We start from the raw sequence: 23,094 nt of genomic DNA, 5'->3' as shown, positions 1-23,094 counted from the left end.
CACTCACATCGCCTCGCTGTCGCGGATCAATCCGACAGCGATGCCTTCGATGGCCAATATACGCGCACTCGTATCGACGACGATCGGCTCGAAATCGGGGTTCTCGGCGATCAGCTCGACAATGCCATTATGCTGACGGAAACGCTTGACCGTCACCTCGTCATCGAGCCTGGCAACGACAATCTGGCCGTTACGCGCTTCGCTGCTGTGGTGCACGGCAAGCAGGTCACCGTCCAGAATGCCGGCGTTGATCATCGACAGACCGCGCACACGCAACAGAAAATCGGCACGCGGCCTGAACAGGCTGCTATCGAGCGCATAACGGCGCTGGACGTTTTCCACCGCCAGGATCGGGCTCCCGGCAGCGACACTGCCGATCAGCGGCAGACCGAGTTGCTCGACCAGACGGATGCCGCGCGCCGATCCCGGTTCGAGCAGAATGATTCCTTTCCTGGCGAGCGCCTTGAGGTGCTCCTCAGCGGCGTTGTGCGAGGCAAAACCGAAGGCACTGGCAATTTCCGCCCGCGTTGGCGGCGCGCCGCGGAATTCCAGCGTGTTGCGGATGAAATCGAGTATTTCCTGTTGTCGCGGCGTAAGTTTCAGCATGATGGCGGCTCCCTGTCTCAGATCTGTATTTTCGTACAGTCTTCGGTAAAAAGGCAAGGGGTGTGAGGAGCGTGACCAATGCATCACCCCGAACGACCTGCTTCGGGGTATATTGGCGGCTGAACGACTCGACGCGATTCCCGGCAAATGCTCGCCGCCGGTCAATCGATGATGAACAGCCATGCCCCCTGACTTCACCCAGGAGAGAACCCAGATCCCGTCCACCGACCCCTTCCGGGTGCCGTGGACCAGCGCTTTCATCGAGGATGCGTTCGGTGTCTCGATCGTGCTCGGCGTAGACAACGCACGCCAGATCTTTCGCTGGGTGCCGCCCGGGCGGTTTCTCATGGGTTCGCCGCTCGCTGAACCCGAACGTGGCGGGGCCGAACTGCTGCATGAGGTGACGCTGAGCCGCGGTTTCTGGCTCGCCGACACGGCCTGTACGCAGGCGTTCTGGACGGGAGTCTGGCCGGTGAACCCGAGTCACTTTCAGGACAACGCGCAGAATCCGGTCGAGAATGTTGCCTGGCATGATGCACAACGCTTCATCGCCGAGTTGAACCGGCGACTGCCCGGACTGGAAGCCCGCCTACCGAGTGAGGCCGAATGGGAATACGCCTGCCGGGCCGGCACGACGACACCTTTTTCCTTCGGCGACAAGGTCACCACCGAGCAGGTCAACTACCACGGTGCCTACCCTTACGCCGGTGGACAAAAAGGCATCTATCGCGAGCGCACCGTACCCGCTGCCTCGCTGCCCGCCAACCCCTGGGGCCTGCGCGAAATGCATGGCAACGTCTGGGAATGGTGTGCCGATTGGTATGCCGATTACCGCGCTGAACCACAGCTTGATCCGCGCGGTCCGGGCTTCGGCAAAATGCGGGTATTGCGCGGCGGCACCTGGAGCGACCCCGCCCGCTACTCGCGCTCGGCGACCCGCAGCCGCATCGAACCCGCCTACCGACCGCGCAGCACGGGTTTCCGCCTGGCTCTGGGTTACCGCTGACAGTGCTTGCCACCAGCCCCGCGCATCATTGCCGACGAGTTCACACGCGCTATCATCCCGGACAGCAGGGAACCCGGCGCCGAGACCATGAGTCAACGTCTGGGCCTTTCATTGACCGCTGCCGGACGGCTACAGACAAATCGGAGACGCCGCGATGAGCATCGCCAACGAAGAACAACCCAGGAAGAAGCGCACGAGCGCGAAGAAGGCGCCGGTTGCCGCCGAAGATGACGCGCACCTGGTGAGAGTCGATGAACGACCCTTCATCGTCGGCGTCGGCGCGTCGGCCGGTGGTCTCGAAGCGTTGAGCCTGCTGCTGCCGAGCCTGCCGAAGAACCTCGGGCTCACTTACGTCGTCGTCCAGCATTTGTCACCGACCTATCGCAGCATGATGTCGCAGTTGCTGGGGCGCGAGACGACGATGACCGTCCGGGACATCGAAGACGGGATGTTGCCCGAGCCGAACATGGTCTACATCACGCCGCCGAATCGCAACCTGACGCTCAAGGAAGGGCATTTCCGGCTGGTCGAACCAGCGCGCGAGTCGATGCCCAAGCCATCGGTCAATCGCTTCTTCGCCTCGCTCGCCGAAGAAGTCGGCGAATCGACGATCGGCATCATTCTCTCCGGCACCGGCTCCGACGGCGCCGCCGGGATCCACGCAATCAAGGCGGCGGGCGGTTTCACCTTCTCCCAGGATCCCGACACGGCCAAGTACAACGGCATGCCGCAGTCGGCAATCGACACCGGCAGCGTGGACTGGATTCTACCGCCGGAGCAGATGGGTGCCGAAATCAGCCTGATCGTCCTCAACCGCGGGCTGATTCCGGTGGCGACCCAGGCGGCGAGCGCGCCGGCGACGCTCAAGACCCTGCTCGGCAAGGTGCGCAGCCGCACCAAGGTCGATTTCTCGCAGTACAAGGAACCGACCTTGTGGCGCCGCATCGAGCGGCGCATGGCCGCCAACCATGTCAGCACCCTGCATGACTACCTGCAGGTGGTCGACCAGACGCCAGTCGAACTCGACAAGCTGTGCAAGGACATCCTGATCTCGGTCACCGCCTTCTTCCGCGACACCGACGCGTTCTCGCGCCTCGACAAGGTGGTCGGCGAGATTCTCGCCGGCAAGCAGCCCGGTGACGACATCCGCGTCTGGGTCGCCGGCTGCGCGACCGGTGAGGAGGCGTATTCGCTGGCCATCCTGTTCGCCGAACGGCTGGGCGCCGCCTTCGACCAGTATCGCCTGCAAATCTTCGCCACCGATATCGACCTCGACGCGATGGCTTTGGCGAGGCGCGGCGTGTTTGCCGCGTCCAACCTCGCGCACATGGAGCGCAACCGCATCCGCGCCCATTTCACGCCGCATGGCGACCGCTACGAGATCAACAAGAGCTTGCGCGATGCGGTGATCTTCGCGCGCCAGGATCTGGTGCAGGACCCGCCCTTCCTGCGCCTCGATCTGGTCAGTTGCCGCAACGTCCTGATCTACTTCCAGAGCGAGTTGCAGGCGCGCCTGCTGTCGGTGTTCCACTACGCGCTCAACCCGGGTGCCTTCCTGTTCCTCGGCAAATCGGAGGGTATCTTCCAGCAGGAAGCGCTGTTCGGGGTCGTCGACAAGGAGGCCCGACTCTATCGTCGGCACGGCACCAGCGCCCGACTGCCGCTGCTCCGTTCGGAAATGCAGCTCCCGGCCGCCGGCCTCAACCAGCATCAGCGACCGGGCAAGCCGATTACGCCGCAGGGCTTCGAAACGATCCTGCTCGAGGCGGCTGGCCGCCATTTCATCCCGACGACGATCCTGATCAACGGCAAGTTCGAGATCCGCCACATCCATGGTGACGCCAGCCGGCTGCTCAACGTGTCGCCAGGGCGACCGGCTTTCGACCTGATCTCTCTGATCCGTCGCGAGCTGCGTACCGAAGTCCAGGTGTTGATGCGCCAGGCGCAGGTCAAACAGACCGTCGTCAGCGGCCGTCCCCGGCACATCAAGGCACTCGACCCGACGCGCGGCGTTCGCCTCTCGGTTCACCCGGTCTCGGACACCGGCAACGAGGCCCTGTTCATGCTCTGTATCGAGTGGCTTCTGCCACCGCCCGGCAAGACGACGGTCGAGGACAGCGGCGGCATCGACGAGAAGGAACTCGAGGACGAACTTGCCGCGACGCGCGAGCATCTGCAGACGCTGGTCGAGGAACTGGAGACGTCGAACGAGGAAATGCAGGCACTGAATGAGGAGATTCAGGCCTCGAACGAGGAAATGCAGGCGTCGAACGAAGAACTCGAAGCGTCGAACGAGGAGCTTCAATCGACGAACGAGGAACTGGCAACGGTCAACGAAGAGCTGCAGATCAAGACCGCCGAGACGCAGGAACTCAACACCGAACTGGAGAGCATCCAGAACAGTGTCGACTACCCGCTGCTGGTGCTCGACCGGAACGCTTCGCTGCAGCGTTTCAACAGCGCCGCCGCTCGCCTGTTCAAGCTCGGTGCGGCGCAGACGGGACGCCACCTGCGCGACCTGCCGCTACCACCCGACATGCCGGATCTCCTGGCCGACGTCCAGCACGTGATCGACACCCAGAACGCCCGCGATCGCCAGATTGTCAACGCCAACCGGCGCCATTACGCGCTGCACATCGCGCCGCTTTTGCGCGACACGCAGCGGATCGCCGGCGTCATTCTGCTGTTCGCCGACAACACCAGCCTCTACGAAGTCGAGCGCTCGGCGCGCGAAACGCAGGTCAGGTTGCAGGCCGTGATGAACAACTCGGTGTCGCTGATGGCGGTGAAGGACGCTCCCGGGCGCTACCAGTTCGCCAACCCGAAGTTCGAACAGACTTTCGGTTTCGCTACTGGCGAGGTGATCGGCAAAACGGATCTGCAACTTTTCCCGGAAGCCGTATCCGATCTCTTCCGCGAGAGTGAACTCGAGGCGATACGTCTGCGCAAGGGAATAGAGCGCGAAGAATCCCTGCCGCTGGCGGCTGGCGAACGCCACTTCCTGGTTGTCCGCTTTCCGCTTTTCGACGACGACGGAGCGATTACCGGCCTGTGCTTCCAGGCCACCGACATCACCGCCCGCAAGCGCGCCGAGGAGCAGTTGCGGCTGGCCGCACTGGTCTTCGACCGCGCTTCGGAAGGCGTCATGGTGACGGATACCGAGCAGCGTATCCTGACCATCAATGATTCGTTTTCGACCCTCACCGGCTACACGCGGCAGGAGGTGGTCGGCAAGACTCCCCGTCTGCTGCGCTCTGACAGGATGCCGCGCGAGTTCTATGCCGAGATGTGGGACAAGGTCACTCGCCTCGGTGTCTGGCAGGGTGAGATCTGGAACCGCCGGAAAAACGGCGAGCCTTACCTCGAATGGCTGTCGATCAATACGGTCAAGGACAAGAACGGCAAGGTGGTCAACTATGTCGGCATGTTCAGCGACATCACCAAGGTGCGCGAGTCGCAGCAGCGCATCGAGTATCTCGCCACCCACGACGAATTGACCGGGCTACCCAACCGCGCGCTCTTCAATGATCGTCTGAACCTGGCGCTGGCCCATGCCGAGCGCTCGCGCGAGAGCGTCGGTGTGGTGTTCATCGACCTCGACAACTTCAAGGTGGTCAACGACACGCTTGGTCACGAGACCGGCGACAAGCTGCTCAAGCAGGCCGCCATGCGCCTGCTTGAATGCGTGCGTGCCGAAGACACCGTTGCCCGACTGGGCGGCGACGAATTCGTCGTCCTGCTGGTCAATGCCGACCGTCAGCAGGCAACGCTGACCGCCGAACGCCTGCTGACCGGGCTGAGCACCAGCTACCATTTCGGCGAGCACGAATGCTTCATCAGCGCCAGCATCGGCCTGAGCATGTTCCCCGAGGATGCCAGTGATGCCAATTCCCTGATGCGCAACGCCGACTCGGCAATGTATCGGGCGAAGGATCACGGCAAGAACGGTTTCCGCTTTTTCTCCGCCGATCTGGCCAGCCAGGCCAGCAAGCGCCTGGCCCTGGAGACTGGCCTGCGGCGGGCCATCGAGAACGGCGAGTTGTTTGTTCATTACCAGCCACAGGTCAGGCTCGAGTGCGATACGGTAGTCGGCGCCGAGGCGCTCGTGCGCTGGCGTTACAACGGTGAAGTGATCGACCCGGTAGTGTTCATTCCGATCGCGGAGCAAAGCCACCTGATCTTCGCCATCGACGACTGGGTACTTGGCGAGGCCTGTCGCCAGATCATCGAGTGGGACAGGGCCGGACTGCCGCCGCTGCGGATCAGCGTCAACATCTCGGCGCGCCATTTCCGCAAGGACGGCATGGCGGCTGACCTGATGGACATTGTCAGCGCCCACGGAGTTTCGCCGCAGCGTCTGTGCATCGAGATCACCGAGGGCGTGCTCATGGACGTCGATCGTGCGCAGCGCATGCTGGCCGAACTGGTCGAGTCCGGGTTGCGGATCAGCATCGATGACTTCGGCACCGGCTTCTCCTCGCTGTCCTACCTCAAGCGTTTTCCAATTCATGAACTAAAGATCGCCCGCAGCTTCGTCGACGGCATCTCGACGGATGCCGACGACCGCGCGATCGCTTCGGTGATCATCTCGCTGGCGCGACAACTCGGGATGAGCGTGGTCGGCGAGGGAATCGAGAGGACTGGCCAGCACGCCGAGCTCGAAGCGTTTGGCTGCCATCGCGGCCAGGGCTTTCTCTATGCCCAGCCGCTGGCGCCAGACGCCTTCGCCGACTGGGTGCTCGCCCGCACTGCCAAGGCAGCCGATGCCAAAAGCATCGGATGAGACCAGCGGCAACGCCGACCCGACAGCGCTCGATCAGGCAAGCGAGAAGACGGCGACCACCACACTGAGCTACACACTGGATTCCGACGACAGGATCGTTTCCGTCGGCGGCGACTGGGATGGCTTCGCCCGAGAAAACGACGGCAGCGAGATCCTGGCGAGAACGGTGATCGGCCGGCGGCTTGACGAATTCATTACCGGCGACGCCACGCGGATGTTCGTGCGCACGATGCTGATGTCGGCGCGAACGCTGAAACGCAGCATCAGGCGACCGTACCGATGCGACTCACCGCAGTTCCGGCGCTTGATGGAAATGACCATCGTGCCGCTGGCTCAGGAGATGCTGGACGTCCGTCACCACCAGATTCGCGCCGAACCTCTACCCTACACGATCACGATTGCTGCCGTGACGTCAACGGCGGCGTCCGGCTTCGTCAAACGCTGCAGTATCTGCAACCGCATCCGGGCAGGAAAGGTGTGGAGCGAAGTGGATGCCGCGGTCATCGATGGCCGCCTGACGGTCGCGGCCACCGCAGCGCTCAAGGTGATCTATGGCGTCTGCCCCGACTGCCTGCTCTCCGCAGGACATCGGCACCCCTGATCACTTCGCGCTGTTGCCGTACAGCGGCGACGCACTTTCCTCGACACCGACATCGGCTTCATCGCGGAGGCGCTGCTCCAGGCTCTCGAGCAGCCCGTTGGCCGCATCCTCGACCATGTCGAGCACCAGATCAAAGCCGTGGCCGAGACCATAGTAGGGGTCCGGAACCTCGTCGTCATCGAAGTTCTTCGAGTAACTCATGAACAGCCCCAGACGATCGTGCTTGTCGGGCGGGCAGATGCGTCTGAGAACGTCCAGGTTGTTGTGGTCCATGGCCAGGACGAGATCAAAGTAGGCCAGATCCTGAGCCGCCACCTTGCGTGCCCGCATGCTCGAGAGATCGTAGTTGCGACTGGCTGCAGCACGCTGGGTGCGTTGATCCGGTGCCTCACCAACGTGATAGCCATGGGTACCGGCCGAGTCGACCTCGATCTGACCATCGAGGTTCTTCTCGCGCAGGAAGTGGCGGAAGACACCCTCTGCCGTTGGCGAGCGGCATATGTTTCCCATGCAGACGAATAGAACCTTGATCACCTTCAATCTTCCAGAAACGTTCCTTGCCCGGCTTCAGCCACAGCTTTCGCCCACCGACGCCGGCCCCCAGCCGTCAATGAGCCATCGCGCGCAGCAAGCTGGTGCTCCGCTGGCTGCAAAGCCATCATCATCGGCCGAAAACGCGGCCAGCGCAACTGCGGCAAGGACAGTGGCCAGCAAGGACAAGCATGGAAAAGCAGTCTCGAGATAGCGCGGCCACCGAAACAACCGGGTTGCGAGGACTCTCGGATCCTGGGGAGCTGAGGCATCGCGGACTACCGTTCAGCGCCGGCCGGATGGCTGCCTGGGCTTGACCGCAGGCTTCGTCTTCCCACCCGGGACTGGCTTGCCGGCAGCCTTCGCCGGCCCTCCCCCTCTGGCGTCCTTCCTGACCGGCGCTTTCACCACGGGTTTGTGCCGCCGGTTCTGTTCGGGCGGCTTCCTATCGGCAAAAGGGTTGCTGGAGACGTTGAACTGGATTCGCAACGGCGTCCCCTGGAGCTTGAACACCTCGCGGAAGGTGTGCTCGAGGTAGCGACGATACGACTCGGGAACCTTGTCGAGCGCATTGCCGTGGATGACGATCAGCGGCGGGTTGCGCCCGCCCTGGTGAGCATAGCGCAGCTTTGGCCTGAACAAGCCGCTACGCGGGGGCGCCTGTCTGGCGACCGCCTCGCTCAGGGTGCGCGTCAGTTGCGGCGTCGGCAGGTCGGCGATGGCCGCCCTGTACGCCGCATCCACCGAGCGGAACAAGGGTTCGAGGCCCTGCCCCCTGAGCGCCGAAACATAGTGGAAACGGGCGAAATCGATGAACCCCAGTTGGCCCTCGAGAGCGCCCTTGATCTGCTCGCGAACGTAGGAGTCGAGTCCGTCCCACTTGTTTACGGCCACCACCAGCGCCCGCCCGGATTCACGGATGAAAGCGGCAATGTGGGCATCCTGCTCGGCAATGTCCTGCCGCGCATCGAGCACCAGGATAACCACCTGCGCGTCCTCGACCGCCTGCAGTGTCTTGATCACCGAGAACTTCTCGATGGTTTCGAAGACTCTGCCGCGGCGGCGCAGGCCGGCGGTGTCAATCAGCGTGTATTTCTTGCCGCCGCGCTCGAAATCGACTTCGATGGCATCGCGCGTCGTTCCCGGCTGGTCGAAAGCGATGACCCGGTCTTCGCCAAGCAGCGCGTTGATCAGCGTGCTCTTGCCGACGTTTGGCCGGCCGACGATGGCGACCTTGACCACGTCGCTCTCGGGCTCGCTTTCCACCGCTTCGGCACACGGTTCGAGCGCCAGGTCGATGAGTGCGCGCACTCCCTCGCCGTGAGCTGCGGAAATCGCCAGCGGCTCACCGAGCCCCAGTTCGTGGAAATCCGAGACGACGACACCGACGCTCATCCCTTCCGACTTGTTGACGGCCACCAGAACCGGCCGGTCGACCTTGCGCAGACGGTTGGCGATCTCCTTGTCCAGCGCGGTGAGGCCGCTGCGTCCATCGACGACGAGAATCACGACATCGGCCTCGTCGATCGCCTGCTCGGTCTGGCGTGCCATGTGGTACATGATGCCATCCTTGGCGAGCGGTTCGAAGCCGCCGGTGTCGATCACCAGATACGGTTTGCTGCCGAGTTTCCCGTGTCCGTAATGGCGGTCGCGCGTCAGCCCGGGGAGATCGGCGACGAGTGCATCGCGGGTCCTGGTCAAGCGGTTGAAGAGGGTTGACTTGCCAACGTTCGGCCGCCCGACGAGGACGATGCTTGTCTTCATTGGGCCTCGATCGCCAGCACGCGACCACTGCGCGTCTGCGCGACGAGATTGTTGTTGCCCAGGGGCTGCAGCGGCGCCTGAATCGCACTGCCATCGGTGCTCAGTCGTCCGACGAAGGATCCATCATCGCGACTCAGAAAGTGCACCACGCCCTGCACGTCGCCAACAACGACGAGATTGCGACGCACCAGCGGCGCAGTCAGCTTGCGCAGGAACAGCTTGTCCTGTTTCCAGATGCTTGCACCGCTTGCCTTGTCGAGGGCATGCACGGCCCCCTTGTCGTCGGCGACATACACGTAGCGGCTGTCGATCGTCAGCCCGGCCGCACTCGATATGTCACGTCCCCACATGAGGTTGCCGTTGCCAAGGTCGAAGCACGAGACGCGCCCCTGGAAAGCAGCAGCGCAGATCATCCGCCCATCGATGACCGGGGCGCTGGTCACATCGGCGACGCGGTCGAGTTCCGTGGCGCCTTTCGGCAAGGCGACGGTCCCCTCCCAGAGCGGCGCGCCGTTGTCTACGCTTACGGCAATCAGCTTGCCGCCCGGGAAACCGACGAAGACGTACCTATCGACCACCAGCGGACTCGCCGTCACACGCAGTGACAACGGCGGACTCGGGCGCTGATAGACCCACTTGCGCTTGCCGTCGCTGGTGTCGTACGCGGCGACGCGGTGGTCGCCACTGCGCACGACAACGATGCCCTGCCCCACCGCTGGCGGCGAAATGACTTCGCTGCTCGCCTTCGCTTTCCACACCAGTTTGCCGTCCGCCGCATCAAAGGCGAATACGTCACCCTTGGCGGTACCCACCGCGACGATCCGAGCATCCGCGCCGACGCCGCCGGAAAGCGCCTGTTCGGCCTTGATTCGCCAGACCGGCTGACCATCGTCGAGACGAACGATGGTGCCGTCTCGGGAAGCCGAGTAGACCGACGATCCGACCACGGCAGGAGTGAACGCATAGTCGTCGCTCTTGCCGACGCCTTCCTGCCAGATGGCCCGCGCCTGGACAGTGGCGTCGATCGGGCGCAGTTCCGCCATCTTCGGTCCGCTACTGGCAAAGGGATTGAGGGCGTCGAGCGTCGAACAGCCGGCCACCAGGAACGGGACCAGGACGACGACCAGGGAAGGCTTCATCAGCTGCTCTCCCCGAGCGCGTCCAGCTTCAACTCCAGCATTTCACGAAAGGCGGCATTCGCCTGCCGATCCTGCAGGGTGTTCTTGCCCTTGCCGGTCTTGTCGCCCTCATCGAGCCTGACCAGCGCCTCCTGGTACGCGGCGCGCGCCTCGGCCGTCTTGCCCTGGGCACTGAGAACGTCGCCACGGCTACCAAGAAAACGAACCGCGAAGCCACCGGTGGTGTTGCCCGCGAGTTGTTTCAGCGCCTCATCGTAAGCTTTCTCGTCGAGGAGAACGGCCGCCAGACGCAAGCGAGCCAGATCGCGCAGCTCGTCCTTGCCGTGCTCGACGACCCAGACAAGCTGCAAGCTCGCCGTCTTGGTGTCGCCGGCGGCGAACATGGCTTTCGCCGCGCTCAGGGCAGCCATCGGCGCATAGGCCGTGCTGCCGTATTTCTCGAGCAACTCGCCCGCCGCCGTCTTGATCCGCTGCGCATCATTCTCGCGCACGGCCTTCTGCAGCACGCCATACACCATCGAAGCCTGCGCCGCCTGATTGCGCTGGTACCAGTTCCAGCCCTGCCACGCAATGACGCCGATCGAGGCCGCGGTAACGATGCCGAGCAGAAGGTTGCCGTACTGCTTCCACCACGCCTTGATTTCGGCGATCTGTTCCTGTTCCTCGAGGTCGTAGGTAGCCATGCTTACTCTTCCCAATCCAGAATGTGACTCATGATGGCGTCGGCGACGCCATCGACGCTGACCCGCTGCTGCTCGTTCGCCTGTTTATCCGTCGCACGCAGGAGCTTCAGCGTCACCTCACCGGCATCCGCTTCGTCGTCGCCGATGATCACGGCGAAACTGGCTCCCGAGGCATCGGCCTTCTTCATCTGCGCCTTGAAGCCACCGCCGCCGCAATGGAAGAGGACATCGATACCCTGGTCGCGCAGCGCCTCGGCGACGCGGACGGCCAGGCGCGACGCCGCCGTTCCCTGATGAACGAGATAGACATCGACGGCCGCCGCCTTCGCCTCGCCGCCGGCCTCGCGAATCAGTGCAATCAGCCGCTCGACCCCCATCGCGAAGCCGCAGGCGGGTGTCGGCTTGCCGCCAAGCTGCTGCACCAGTCCGTCGTACCGACCCCCGGCACAAACTGTCCCCTGCGCGCCGAGGCGATCGGTGACCCATTCGAAAACGGTCAGGTTGTAGTAGTCGAGGCCGCGCACCAGCCGCGGGTTGATGGTGAACGGCTGGCCGGCATCGCGCAGCACCTGCTGGACCCCCTCGAAATGCGCCAGCGACTCGGCGCCGAGGTGGTCGATCAGCTTTGGCGCGCCGAGAATCAGATCCTCGAGCGCCGGATTCTTGCTGTCGAGGATGCGCAGCGGGTTGGTGTGGAGACGCCGCCGGCCATCGTCGTCGAGCCGGTCGCCGTTGTGCTCGAAATACCGGATCAACTCGGCACGGTGGCGCGCACGTTCCGCAGGCTCACCCAGCGTGTTGATCTGCAGGGCGATACCGTCGAGCCCAAGGTCGTTCCACAGGCGGGCTCCCATCAGGATCTGCTCGGCATCGATGTCCGGGCCGGTAAAGCCGAGTGATTCGACACCGACCTGATGGAACTGCCGGTAACGCCCCTTCTGCGGCCGCTCGTGCCGGAACATCTGGCCAAGGTAGTAGAGTCGTTGCGTCTGCTGGGCAACCAGATTGTGCTGGATCGCGGCGCGTACGCAACCGGCCGTGCCTTCCGGACGCAGCGTCAGCGGCTCGCCGTTCAGGGTATCGACGAAGGAGTACATCTCCTTCTCGACAATATCCGTGACCTCGCCGATAGCCCGCTTGAACAGTGGCGTCGGCTCGACGACCGGCAGGCGGATCGGGCGATACCCATAGCTCTTGAGCCACGACCGGATGGTGTCCTCGAACATCTCCCAGAACTCCGCCTCGTCCGGCAGAATGTCGTTCATGCCGCGAACGGACTGGATCTTTACTGCACTCATCGGCCGGTCGGCTTTCGCTGGTAGGTCCGCGCCACATAAGCATCGACGATGGCGGTGAAATCCTCGGCGATCCGGTCGCCACGCAGGGTGACGGTCTTCGCACCGTCCTCGAACACAGGCGCTGCCGGTACTTCGCCGGTGCCCGGCAAGCTGATGCCGATATTCGCGTGCTTGCTCTCGCCCGGTCCATTGACCACGCAACCCATCACTGCCAGCGTCATGTTCTCGACCCCGTCGTGGTCCAGCCGCCACTGCGGCATCCGGCTGCGCACATGCTCCTGGATGGACTGCGCCAGTTCTTGAAAGAAGGTGCTGGTCGTTCGCCCACAGCCCGGACAGGCGACGACCATCGGCGTAAAGGCGCGCAGTCCCATCGTCTGCAACATCTCCTGCGCGACGATCACCTCCTGCGTGCGCTCGCCACCGGGTTGCGGCGTCAGCGAGACCCGGATCGTATCGCCGATACCCTCCTGCAGCAGGACCGCCATTGCCGCCGTGGAAGCGACGATTCCCTTCGAGCCCATGCCTGCCTCGGTCAGGCCCAGGTGCAGGGGATAGTCACAGGCGCGTGACAACTCGCGGTAGATGGCGATCAGATCCTGCACGCCGGACACCTTGCACGAGAGAACGATCCGGTCGCCGGGCAGGCCGATTTCCTCGGCCCGGGCTGCCGACTCGAGCGCCGAGGCGACCATCGCTTCGCGCATCACCTCGATCGCATCGCGCGGCTCGGCCCGATGAGCGTTTTCATCCATGATGCGCGCCAGCAAATCCTGGTCCAGGCTACCCCAGTTGACGCCGATGCGCACCGGTTTGTCGTACTGGCACGCGATCTCGATCATCTGTACGAACTGCTCGTCGCGCTTGCGGCCATGGCCGACGTTGCCGGGGTTGATCCGGTACTTGGCGAGCGCCAGCGCACATGCCGGATGCTCGGCCAGCAAGCGATGGCCGTTGTAGTGGAAGTCGCCGATCAGCGGCACGTCGACGCCCATGCGGTCGAGGTGGGCGCGAATCGGCGCCACTGCCGCCGCGGCTTCCGACGTGTTGACGGTGATCCGTACCAGTTCCGATCCCGCGCGCGCCAACTCGGCACACTGAATCGCCGTCCTGACCACATCAACGGTATCGGTATTCGTCATCGACTGGACGACCACCGGCGCATCACCGCCAATCCGGACATGGCCGACACTGACCGTTCGCGTTGGCCGCCGCGCGGCAGCAGACAGGAGATGGCTCACAGCGTGCTCACGACCGGACATTTCCTCATTCGACGGTCAGCCGCGCGACGTCGCCGTTGATGTGCGGGGCCAGATCGACCACCTTCCCCTGGTACTCGACGCTCACCTGCGTCGCGTTCCCCAGCACCAGCGAAAAAGGCGGCTGCCCGGCGACGTCGCGCCGGCTGCCCGCCGGGCTCACTCCCGAGAACACGATCTGCCCACGCCCGTCACGCACCTCCGCCCAAGCGGGTTGCGCAAAGCCGAGTTTCAGTCCACCCGCCGTCGCCGGCGAAGCCCCTGCCGGTGAGCGCACCCCTGGCGCTTCCGACAACACGGTCGCGTTCGGTGCCGTCAGCACGGTCACCGACTCGCCCGCTGCCCCTTTGGGCGCGACCACGTCGGCCGGCGCCCGCACGGGCGGCACGACGGGAGCCGGCGGTGCGCTGCGGCTGCCGATCCAGGTTGCCATCTGTGACTGCCAGAAGTCGGCGGGCACATAATAATAGGCCAGCCCGGCGAGCACGAGCAGGATCAGCCCGGCGCTGATCGCGAGATAATCGCGACGTTCCACCCGCCTGACCGTCGGAGGCAGAGTCGCCGTCGTTCCAGCCGACACATCGAGCTCTACGGTACGCTGCAGGTGCGCAGCATCCAGCTCGCGCATCAGTTCATCGGGGTCCAGGCTGAGCAGGCGTGCGTAGTTGCGGACGAACCCCCGGATCATCGTGTTGCCGGGCAAGGACAACCAGTCCTCGGCCTCCAGCGCCTCGACCTGACGGGGACCGAGCTTGAGCGATTGGGCGGCGTCGGCCACCGTCATGCCCCTCGCCTCACGCGCGGCACGCAAGCGCCGCCCGACCCGTCTCGTCTCAGGCGTCAGATCTTCTGCAGGTGCTGACCCGGGGCCGGAAAGGTTTCCCACGGAAACCCCTGCTCCCGCCGAATCGGCCGTTTGGGAGTGTTCGCTCATTCTTCAATCATTCGAAATTGCCTTTCAGCAGTTCCTCGGCCTCCGGCGAAAGCGGGAATTTCCGCCGCAACTGGGCACTGTAGCGGGCCTCGGCCTGACGGTTGCCCAGGCTGCGCTCGACCCTCACCATCAACCATAGCGCCTCTGCGTTCGGCTCGGTCTTGCGCACCAGCGACGCGAGCTGTTCGTTTGCCAGTTGCAGATCACCGCGCCGGTAGTAGATGTTTGCCAGCTGCAACTCCGCCTGCGGGTTCCCCGGCGCGAGACGCAGGCTCTGCTGAACAAAAGTCTCGGCCCTGTCCAGATCGCCCAGCGTCGCGTAACAGCCACCAGCATTGAGATAGGCTCTTTCCGGGGTTTCATAGAGGGGATCCTTCAGCGCACGCTGGAGGTAGGTAATTCCTTCCTTTCCTCTACCGATCTGGCAGAGAAACCAGCCGTAATTGTTGCTGATGTCGGGATCGTTGCGGTCGATGCTGAGTGCTCGCTGAAAGTCCCGATCGGCGAGCTCCAGCTCGCGGATGCCGAAGTGGGCGAGCGCACGCGTGCCATAGGCCTTGCCGTAATCGGGGTCGATGTCGATGGCAATCAGCAATTCCTGAAGCGCCACGGCGAGGTTGCCGCTCTGCAGATACAAGGAGCCCAGTTCGGTATGGAGCTTGGCGCGCGTCCGCGCGTCGCGCGGCGGAGTCGGTCGGCGCGAGTCGACCTCGTCCTCGGCGGCCTTCGCCTTGGCGGTCGGCGCAACGGTCGTCGATGAACAGGCACCGAGACATAGCAAGGCAACAGTCGCCAGCGCGGCTCGTCTCATCCGGAGACCCGCTGAAGATCGAGGCGAAGAGGAAACACCCGACGCCCGGTACGCTGTGTACGATCGAGAACCTGCCCCGCGAGTTGTCCACAGGCGGCGTCGATGTCGTCGCCGCGCGTCTTGCGGGTCGTCGTCACCACACCGGCGTCGATCAGGGTCTCGGCGAACTGCCGAATGCGCGGCGCCGACGAACGGTGATAGGGCGAGCCAGGAAAGGGGTTGAAAGGTATCAGGTTGAACTTGCACGGCACATCGCGGGTAAGGGCAAGCAACTCGTGCGCCTGGGCGTCCGAGTCATTCACGCCAGCGAGCATCACGTACTCGAAGGTCACGAAATCGCGCGGCGCCTTTTCGAGGTAGCGCAGACAGGCGGACATCAATTCGTGCAAGGGATACTTGCGGTTGATCGGCACCAGTTCATCGCGCAGGCGATCGTTGGGTGCGTGCAGGGAAACCGCCAAGGCGACCGGGCATTCGTTGCGCAGACGATCCATCGCCGGCACCAGACCCGAAGTCGACACGGTCACCCGGCGGCGCGACAAACCGTAGGCATTGTCGTCGAGCATCAGCCGTAAGGCCGTCACCGTGTTGTCGAGGTTGGCCAGCGGCTCGCCCATCCCCATAAGCACCACATTGCTGATCACGCGTTCGCCGCCAGCAGTTTCCCCCGCGGCGTATGCACCCAGTGAATGCCGAGCCTGCCACAGTTGGCCGACAATCTCGGCCACCGTCAGGTTGCGGTTGAAGCCCTGCTTACCGGTCGAGCAGAAGGAACAGTCCAGCGCGCAACCCGCCTGCGTCGATATACAGAGCGTTCCGCGCTCGGCCTCGGGAATGAAGACGGCTTCCACCGCATTGCCACCGCCGACATCGAAGAGAAACTTGCGCGTGCCGTCGTCCGACAGTCTGTCGGCGATTACCACCGGCGGCAGCACTTGTGCCGTCGCCCGCAGCTTTTCGCGCAGACTTCTGGCAATGTCGGTCATGGCATCGAAGTCAAGCTGCCCGAAACGATGCAGCCAGCGCAACACCTGTCGGGCGCGAAAAGGCTTTTCGCCACATTCGGCGAAAAACGCCGTCAGGCCGGCAGCATCGAGATCGAGCAGATTGACCGTCATGTGCAGCGTAAGCCCCGACTCAGCGGCCGGAGTAGACGCTCATCGCCGGGAAGAAGAAGGCGATCTCGACCTTGGCCGTGTCCTCGCCGTCGGAACCATGGACGGCGTTGGCATCGATCGACTCGGCGAAGTCGGCGCGAATCGTTCCCGGCTCGGCCTTCTTCGGGTCGGTCGCGCCCATCAGCTCGCGGTTCTTGGCAATCGCGCCCTCGCCTTCGAGCACCTGGATCATCACCGGACCGGAAATCATGAAGGAAACCAGATCCTTGAAGAAGGGACGCTCCTTGTGCACGGCGTAAAAGGCACCGGCTTCCTGCGGCGACAGCCAAGCCAGCTTGGCGGCGATGACTTTCAGACCGTTCGTCTCAAAGCGCGAGTAGATCTTGCCGATGACGTTCTTGGCAACGGCATCAGGCTTGATGATGGAAAGGGTACGTTCGATGGCCATGACTCATTCTCCACAGGCAGGTTGGTCAGAAAAAACAGGACGATCAAATTGCTCGAAACATAACCTTATATTATACCAACACTCGTCCGCGAATGCCCGCGACGCTTGAAAATGCTGAGCGCGCGTACGGGTTCCCCCGTACGCGCGCTCAGGCGACACAGGAACGGCAGGTCTTCGCTACATCATGCCCAACTTCTGCGGCAGCCAGGTCGACATGATCGGCAGATAGGTCACGACGACCAGGAAGGCGAGCATCGATAGCAGCCACGGCCAGACGGCGACCGTCAGTTCGGTGATCCCCATCTTGGTAATCCCCGAAGCGACGTAGAGGTTCAGTCCGACCGGCGGATGGCACATGCCGACTTCCATGTTCACCACCATCAGGATGCCGAAGTGCACCGGATCGATTCCCAGTTTCATCGCCACCGGGAAAAGGATGGGTGCGAAGATCAGTACGATCGACGACGGCTCCATGAAATTGCCGGCGAGCAGCAGGATGATGTTGACCGCCAGCAGGAAGGCAATCATCCCCAGACCATGCCCCAACATCCAGTCGGCCAGCGCCTGCGGGATGTTCTCGTTCGTCATGATGAACGAGAAGAGCACGGCGTTGGTGATGATGTACAGCAGCATCGCCGACATGTTGGCCGAGTTGAGAAGAACCCGCGCCACGTCCTTCATGGTCAGGTCCTTGTACACGAAGACGGCGACGAAGAAGGCATAGACCGCACTCATCGCAGCGGCTTCGGTCGGCGTGAACATGCCGCTGTAGATACCGCCCATGACGACGACGATGAGCAGCAGACCCCAGACCGATTCGCGGAACGCCGTCCACTTCTCGCCCAGTGACGCTTTCGGCATGCGCGGATAGTCGAACTTTCTGGCCCGGTACCAGGTGACGCCGCCGAGCACGCAGGCCAGGCCGATGCCCGGAATCACACCGGCCATGAACAACGCGCCGACCGAAGTGTTGGTCGCCACCGAATACATGACCATGACGATCGACGGCGGGATCAAGATGCCGAGGGCGCCGGAAGTGGTGATGACGCCCGCGCCGAAACTCCGCGGATACCCTGCCTTGACCATCGCCGGCAGCAGGATCGAGCCGATCGCCACGACGGTTGCCGGTGACGACCCGGAGACGGCGGCAAACAGGGCGCAGGCTACCACTGCCGACAGGCCGAGACCACCGTACAGGTGGCCGACCATCGTCGTCGCGAAGCGGATCATGCGTCGCGCCACCCCACCGTGGGTCAGGAAGTTCCCGGCCAGGATGAAGAACGGAATGGCCATGATCTCGAACTTCTCGATGCCGGTAAACAGCTTGAGGGCAACCGACTCGAGGGGCACCTGCGTGAACATGAACAGGAAGCTGAGGACCGTAAGGCCGAGCGAGATCGAGATCGGCATGCCGGTCAGCATCAGCACCAGCAGCAGCGTGAAAATGATGGCGGCGTTCATGGCTGTTTTCCTCCCTTGTCAGACGGGTCGCCCGACGGATCTTCGGGATGGCGTTTCTTGTAGGTCAGGTCATGCGGATGCAGGTTGTCCTCCATCGCGAAGACGCTGACCTCGTCCACCACCGGTTCTTCCTCGATTCCATCCACATGGCCGTGATCGTGATGTGGCAACTCGCCGGTCCTGATGAAGCTGACCGTCACCTGCAGGAAGCGGAAACACATCAGTGAGGAGCCGAGCGGGATGGCGCTATAGACGATCCAGGTCGGCCATTCGAGATCGGGCGTCGTCGGCCCCTCGGGAACATCGACCATTTCCCAGCCGACAAAGGAGTAGAAGGCGTAATGAAAGCCGTTTTCCCACACGAAGTGCGCGCCGAGCGTACCGACGACGCCGGTGAACAGCGCGCCGGCGAGCAGCCCGAAAACGACGAACTTGGAACGTGTGCGGCCGCTCATCCGGTTGATCAGCACGTCAACGCCGACGTGGATGCCGGTACGAACGCCATAGGCCGCGCCGAACTTGGCCATCCAGACGAACATGATGATGCACAGTTCCTGCGTCCAGCCAAAATTCAGCGACAGCAGCCAGTCCTGCACACCGGGAATCGCGTATCCCGACGCGTAGCGATGAACGACGGACACGAAAATGATCGATGTCGCCGCCGCCATCAGGAAGGTAATCAGCCATTCCTCGAGGTGATCCAGTATCTTCATATCAGCAACTCCCCCGCCTGCTTGAAAAAAGGCCCGTTGGTTCAGGCGTCCCAACGGGCCATTTTCTCCTCCTCCTGCGTGCTCAGAGCTTGTTCGGATCGAAGCCGGTTTCCTTGTAGACCGCCTGCAGCAGATCCTTGCCGATCCGCGATTCCATCTTCACATGCACGGGTGCCAGCGCCTTCTTGAAAGCCAGGCGTTCCTCGGCGGTCGGCACGGTGACCTGCGTCTTGCCAGACTTCTTGACCGACTCCAGGTCCTTGTCGTTGTCCTCCTTGGCAACCTTGTTGGCATAGACAGTCGCTTCCTTCATCGCTGTTTCCAGTTGCCCACGGACGTCACCCGGCAAACCCTCCCAGAACTTCTTGTTCACGATCACCGCGTAACCGAGATAACCATGTTCGGTCAGCGTCAGATACTTCTGCACTTCGTACATCTTCTGCGTGTAGAGGTTGGAAATCGGGTTTTCCGTGCCATCGACGACGCCGGTCTGCAGCGCCTGATAGACCTCGGAGAAGGCCATCACCTGCGGCAGGGCGCCAAGCGAACGCATTTGCTCTTCCAGCACCTTCGACGACTGGATGCGCATCTTCTTGCCCTTCAGGTCAGCCGGCATCTTGATCGCCGTGTTCGCCGAAAACGACTTGAAGCCGTTGTCCCAGAATGCCAGACCGACGATGCCCTTCGGTTCGAGCTTCTTGAGCAGACTTTGCCCGACCGCACCTTGCGTCACCTTGTGCAGTTCCGCGTAGTTGTCGAAGATGTACGGCAGGTCGAAGAGTTCGAACTCCTTGACGCCGAGCGGACCGAACTTGGCCAGCGAGGGGGCGAGCATCTGCACGGCGCCGAGTTGCAGCGCCTCCATCTCTTCCTTGTCCTTGTACAGCGTCGAGTTGGCGTAGACCTCGACCTTGACCTTACCCTTGGTCAGTTCAGCGGCGCGCTTGGCAAAGAACTCGGCGGCCTGACCCTTGGGCGTGTTGAGCGCCACGACATGGCTGAACTTGATGACGATCGGCTGCTGCGCGATAGCCGCCAGCGGTACGACGGTCAGGGCGCCGGCGACGAGGCCGAAAAGCAGGGTGGAAATCTTCATGAATTGTCTCCTCCGTTGAGCACTTTGGTTTGAAATCGGGCGACGCCCGTACTGCGGCCGCCAATATCACAAAAAAAACGCGCGGCGCATATTGTGGAAACCCGCAACCCTCGGCGAGTCGCCCGACCCGCAGGCGGCGCCGTCGACCATGACGCACCGACGCCGAGCCGGCTACCCGCTGCCGCAGGAAGTTCGGTAAGATGATCCGCCATGCGAGCGCTCTCCCCTCCTTACCCGCACCAGCACCAGCACCAGCACCAGCGCGAGCGCCGGCGACCGGCGTCACTGAGGTGGTCGAACTGGTACCTGTCGATCCTCAAGGTGGCGGTGGGTCTGCTGCTGGTGCTGCTGATCACGCTGCTCTGGCTGTTGCACCGGAATGAAATCGACGAACAGCGTTCGACGCTGATTGCCGATGTCCTGTGGCTCGAGCAGAACATCCGCTTTCACATCGAAGGAAACTCCGAACAGTTGCAGCAGCTCGCCCTCGATCTGAGCCGAGCCAGGCGCCAGGGCGAACTCTTCGATCTGCGCGCCCGTCACATCCTCAAGAACAATCCCGAGATCCGGCAATTGCTGTGGTTGGACACCGCGGCCAGGGCAGTCCAAGGTATGCCGACGGCCAGCCTGCCGCGGCCCGGCCCGGAGGCGCTTGGCGAGAATCCGGTCAACCGGTCGATCGAACTCACCCGGCTCGGCAAGCCGATCTACAGCGATGCCTATCGCGCCGCCGAAGCGGCACAATTCGACGTCTACGTGCCGATCTTCGATGGCGGGAGGTATCGTGGCACTCTGCTCGGTGTGTATTCGCTCAATGGCTTGCTCAAGCAACACGTCCCGTGGTGGTTCGCCGAGAAGTACCAGGTGCGCATCGTCGACGGCAACGGCACCCTGCTGGCCAGCAAGTCCAAGGTCGACGCCTCGCCGACGACGCTCAGCTACCCGGTCAGCATCGACCCTCCCGGCTACGGCATCGTCCTGCAGGTAACGGCCTACCGCGGCAGCGGCAATCTGGCGCAGACGCTGATTGCGACGCTGATCGTCGTTCTCGCCGCCGCCGTCTTCTGGAGCCTGTGGGCGGTCCGCGGACTGATCCAGAGACGCCTTTCCGCGGAGCAGGCACTGCGCTCGGAGTATGCTTTTCGCAAAGCCATGGAAGACTCACTGATGGTCGGCATGCGCGCGCGCGATCTCGATGGGCGGGTGACCTACGTCAACCCGGCCTTCCTGCAGATGGTCGGCTTCCGAGCCGACGAGCTGATCGGCAAGGAACCGCCGATGCCGTACTGGGCGCCGGAGGAAATGGAGAAGACCCTGCTCCTGCACAACAAGGTGCTCGAGGGCAACGCCCCGCACGAGGGCTTCGAGATCCGGCTGATGCGCAAGGATGGCACTCGCTTCGACGCACTGGTTTACGAGGCGCCGCTGATCGACGCCGACGGCCGGCAGACCGGCTGGATGGGGTCGATCATCGACGTCACCGCGCGCAAGCACGCCGAGGAGCTCGCCCGCCAGCAGCAGGAGAAGCTGCAAGTCACCGCCCGCCTGGTCACCATGGGCGAGATGGCCTCGACGCTGGCGCATGAACTCAACCAGCCCCTCGCCGCGATCACCAGTTACAACGCCGGCTGCCTGAACAAGCTCGAGTCCGGCAATTTCAACGCCGGGCAGTTCAAGGAAGCGCTCGGCAAACTGGCGGTGCAGGCACAGCGAGCCGGCCACATCATCCGCCGCGTGCATGACTTCGTGCGCAAAAGCGAACCCAAGCTCGCGCCTTGCGACCTCGCCGAAGTCATCGACGACAGCATCGGTTTCATCGAAGGCGCCGCCAAGAGCCGCGGCGTGCGCATCGTCCGCGAGATCCAGGGAATGCGGCCGGAACTGATGGCCGACCAGGTGATGCTCGAGCAGGTACTGCTCAACCTGATGCGCAACGGCATCGAGGCAATGAGCGACGTCCCCGCCGACCGCAGGCGACTGACGATAAAGCTTAGCCAGACCGACAATCAGATGGAGGTGCGGGTCGTTGACCGCGGCCCGGGAATATCGCCCGAGGTGGCCGAGAAACTGTTCACCCCCCTCTTCTCGACCAAGGCCGACGGCATGGGCATGGGACTGAACATCTGCCGCTCGATCATCGAGTTTCACCACGGCCGCCTGTGGGTCGAAGCCAACCCCGAAGGCGGCTCGATCTTTGTCATCACCCTGCCGATTGACCGACAATGACCCCGCACGCCTACCTTGTCGACGACGACGACGCCATTCGCGACTCGCTGAGCTGGCTGCTCGAGTCACGTGGTCTTCACTGCCTGAGCTACCCTTCCGCCGAAGACTTCCTGGCGGCCTGGGACCCGTCGCTCGCCGGCTGCCTCGTCCTCGACATCCGCATGGACGGCATGAGCGGACCGGAGCTTTTCGATATTCTGTGCGAGCGCGGCAGCACGCTACCGGTGATCTTTCTCACCGGTCACGGCGACGTGCCGATGGCCGTGTCGGCATTGAAGAAAGGCGCTTTCGATTTCGTTGAAAAACCCTGCAACGACAACGAACTGGTCGATCGGGTCATCGAGGCGCTGAAGCTCGACGAAAACCGGCGCGTCGCCGCGTCGGATGCCGATTCGGTCAATACCCTGATCGCCAGACTCACCTGCCGCGAACGCGAGGTCATGGAACTGGTCCTCGCCGGCAAGCTCAACAAGGTCATTGCCGACGAACTGCAGATCAGCATGCGCACCGTCGAAGTCCATCGCGCCAACCTCTTCGAAAAGATGGGCGTCCGCACCGCCGTTGAGCTGGCACAACTGCTCGCCGGCAAACGCTGAACCCCACATCGCGCGGCGGGC

The 23,094-nt window shown here is 63.2% G+C and carries 20 protein-coding genes; 6 read left to right on the top strand and 14 right to left on the bottom strand.

All coding sequences use genetic code 11. The annotated features are described in order from the left end of the window. Positions 1-3: 3 nt before the first annotated feature. On the bottom strand, positions 4-606 hold the full coding sequence (gene lexA / locus CAP2UW1_RS10535) for a transcriptional repressor LexA (protein ID WP_015766607.1): 603 nt from the start codon (positions 604-606) through the stop codon (positions 4-6). Positions 607-787: 181 nt separating this feature from the next. Between lexA and CAP2UW1_RS10530 the strand changes: the two genes are divergently transcribed. The 3 genes from CAP2UW1_RS10530 to CAP2UW1_RS23700 all read left to right on the top strand — a co-directional run bounded on the left by CAP2UW1_RS10530 (position 788) and on the right by CAP2UW1_RS23700 (position 6,996). Then, on the top strand, positions 788-1,612 hold the full coding sequence (locus CAP2UW1_RS10530) for a formylglycine-generating enzyme family protein (protein ID WP_015766606.1): 825 nt from the start codon (positions 788-790) through the stop codon (positions 1,610-1,612). A gap of 154 nt (positions 1,613-1,766) precedes the next feature. Then, complete coding sequence (locus CAP2UW1_RS10525) at positions 1,767-6,395, top strand: EAL domain-containing protein (RefSeq protein WP_015766605.1); 4,629 nt, start codon at positions 1,767-1,769, stop codon at positions 6,393-6,395. Further along, positions 6,376-6,996 (top strand): hypothetical protein, encoded by a 621-nt coding sequence (locus CAP2UW1_RS23700; RefSeq protein ID WP_015766604.1) that lies wholly within the window; start codon positions 6,376-6,378, stop codon positions 6,994-6,996. Before CAP2UW1_RS10525 ends, CAP2UW1_RS23700 begins: the two co-directional genes overlap by 20 nt. Here CAP2UW1_RS23700 and CAP2UW1_RS10515 read toward each other — a convergent pair whose 3' ends face one another. Further along, the gene (locus CAP2UW1_RS10515; RefSeq protein ID WP_015766603.1) at positions 6,997-7,530 is read right to left on the bottom strand and encodes a low molecular weight protein-tyrosine-phosphatase; all 534 of its coding nucleotides are present in this window, start codon (positions 7,528-7,530) and stop codon (positions 6,997-6,999) included. Here CAP2UW1_RS10515 and CAP2UW1_RS25535 point away from each other — a divergent pair. After that, positions 7,523-7,741, top strand: coding sequence for a hypothetical protein (locus CAP2UW1_RS25535; protein WP_199931623.1), 219 nt, complete (start codon positions 7,523-7,525; stop codon positions 7,739-7,741). The genes CAP2UW1_RS10515 and CAP2UW1_RS25535 overlap by 8 nt on opposite strands. 71 nt (positions 7,742-7,812) lie before the next feature. Here the strand turns inward: CAP2UW1_RS25535 and der are convergent, their stop codons facing one another. The 12 genes from der to CAP2UW1_RS10455 all read right to left on the bottom strand — a co-directional run bounded on the left by der (position 7,813) and on the right by CAP2UW1_RS10455 (position 20,251). Beyond that, positions 7,813-9,291 (bottom strand): ribosome biogenesis GTPase Der, encoded by a 1,479-nt coding sequence (gene der / locus CAP2UW1_RS10510; protein WP_015766602.1) that lies wholly within the window; start codon positions 9,289-9,291, stop codon positions 7,813-7,815. Continuing rightward, a complete protein-coding gene (bamB, locus tag CAP2UW1_RS10505; protein WP_015766601.1) occupies positions 9,288-10,430 on the bottom strand; it encodes an outer membrane protein assembly factor BamB in 1,143 nt (380 codons plus the stop codon). Before bamB ends, der begins: the two co-directional genes overlap by 4 nt. Continuing rightward, complete coding sequence (locus CAP2UW1_RS10500; RefSeq protein ID WP_015766600.1) at positions 10,430-11,113, bottom strand: tetratricopeptide repeat protein; 684 nt, start codon at positions 11,111-11,113, stop codon at positions 10,430-10,432. The genes bamB and CAP2UW1_RS10500 overlap by 1 nt, the downstream gene beginning before the upstream one ends. A 2-nt stretch (positions 11,114-11,115) precedes the next feature. Then, positions 11,116-12,411, bottom strand: coding sequence for a histidine--tRNA ligase (gene hisS, locus CAP2UW1_RS10495; RefSeq protein ID WP_015766599.1), 1,296 nt, complete (start codon positions 12,409-12,411; stop codon positions 11,116-11,118). After that, positions 12,408-13,673 (bottom strand): flavodoxin-dependent (E)-4-hydroxy-3-methylbut-2-enyl-diphosphate synthase, encoded by a 1,266-nt coding sequence (gene ispG / locus CAP2UW1_RS10490; protein WP_015766598.1) that lies wholly within the window; start codon positions 13,671-13,673, stop codon positions 12,408-12,410. The genes hisS and ispG overlap by 4 nt, the downstream gene beginning before the upstream one ends. A 4-nt stretch (positions 13,674-13,677) precedes the next feature. Beyond that, positions 13,678-14,604: a RodZ domain-containing protein gene (locus CAP2UW1_RS10485; protein WP_081444157.1), complete on the bottom strand. Its 927-nt coding sequence runs from the start codon at positions 14,602-14,604 to the stop codon at positions 13,678-13,680. Between the two features lie 7 nt (positions 14,605-14,611). Beyond that, the gene (gene pilW, locus CAP2UW1_RS10480; RefSeq protein WP_015766596.1) at positions 14,612-15,415 is read right to left on the bottom strand and encodes a type IV pilus biogenesis/stability protein PilW; all 804 of its coding nucleotides are present in this window, start codon (positions 15,413-15,415) and stop codon (positions 14,612-14,614) included. Further along, positions 15,412-16,533, bottom strand: coding sequence for a 23S rRNA (adenine(2503)-C(2))-methyltransferase RlmN (gene rlmN / locus CAP2UW1_RS10475; RefSeq protein WP_015766595.1), 1,122 nt, complete (start codon positions 16,531-16,533; stop codon positions 15,412-15,414). The genes pilW and rlmN overlap by 4 nt, the downstream gene beginning before the upstream one ends. Positions 16,534-16,552: 19 nt before the next feature. Then, positions 16,553-16,981, bottom strand: a complete 429-nt coding sequence (ndk, locus tag CAP2UW1_RS10470; RefSeq protein ID WP_015766594.1) for a nucleoside-diphosphate kinase — start codon at positions 16,979-16,981, stop codon at positions 16,553-16,555. 177 nt (positions 16,982-17,158) lie between these two features. Beyond that, on the bottom strand, positions 17,159-18,442 hold the full coding sequence (locus CAP2UW1_RS10465; RefSeq protein ID WP_015766593.1) for a TRAP transporter large permease: 1,284 nt from the start codon (positions 18,440-18,442) through the stop codon (positions 17,159-17,161). Continuing rightward, the gene (locus tag CAP2UW1_RS10460) at positions 18,439-19,155 is read right to left on the bottom strand and encodes a TRAP transporter small permease (protein ID WP_015766592.1); all 717 of its coding nucleotides are present in this window, start codon (positions 19,153-19,155) and stop codon (positions 18,439-18,441) included. The genes CAP2UW1_RS10465 and CAP2UW1_RS10460 overlap by 4 nt, the downstream gene beginning before the upstream one ends. Positions 19,156-19,237: 82 nt before the next feature. Next, a complete protein-coding gene (locus CAP2UW1_RS10455; RefSeq protein WP_015766591.1) occupies positions 19,238-20,251 on the bottom strand; it encodes a TRAP transporter substrate-binding protein in 1,014 nt (337 codons plus the stop codon). A gap of 210 nt (positions 20,252-20,461) precedes the next feature. Here CAP2UW1_RS10455 and CAP2UW1_RS10450 point away from each other — a divergent pair, with 210 nt between their 5' ends. Beyond that, a complete protein-coding gene (locus CAP2UW1_RS10450; protein WP_015766590.1) occupies positions 20,462-22,477 on the top strand; it encodes a sensor histidine kinase in 2,016 nt (671 codons plus the stop codon). Then, on the top strand, positions 22,474-23,073 hold the full coding sequence (locus tag CAP2UW1_RS10445; protein WP_015766589.1) for a response regulator transcription factor: 600 nt from the start codon (positions 22,474-22,476) through the stop codon (positions 23,071-23,073). The genes CAP2UW1_RS10450 and CAP2UW1_RS10445 overlap by 4 nt, the downstream gene beginning before the upstream one ends. Positions 23,074-23,094 lie beyond the last annotated feature (21 nt).

Source organism: Candidatus Accumulibacter phosphatis (assembly GCF_000024165.1).
In the GTDB taxonomy this organism is placed as follows: Bacteria; Pseudomonadota; Gammaproteobacteria; order Burkholderiales; family Rhodocyclaceae; genus Accumulibacter; species Accumulibacter phosphatis.
This window is presented reverse-complemented; position numbering and strand designations above follow the sequence as displayed.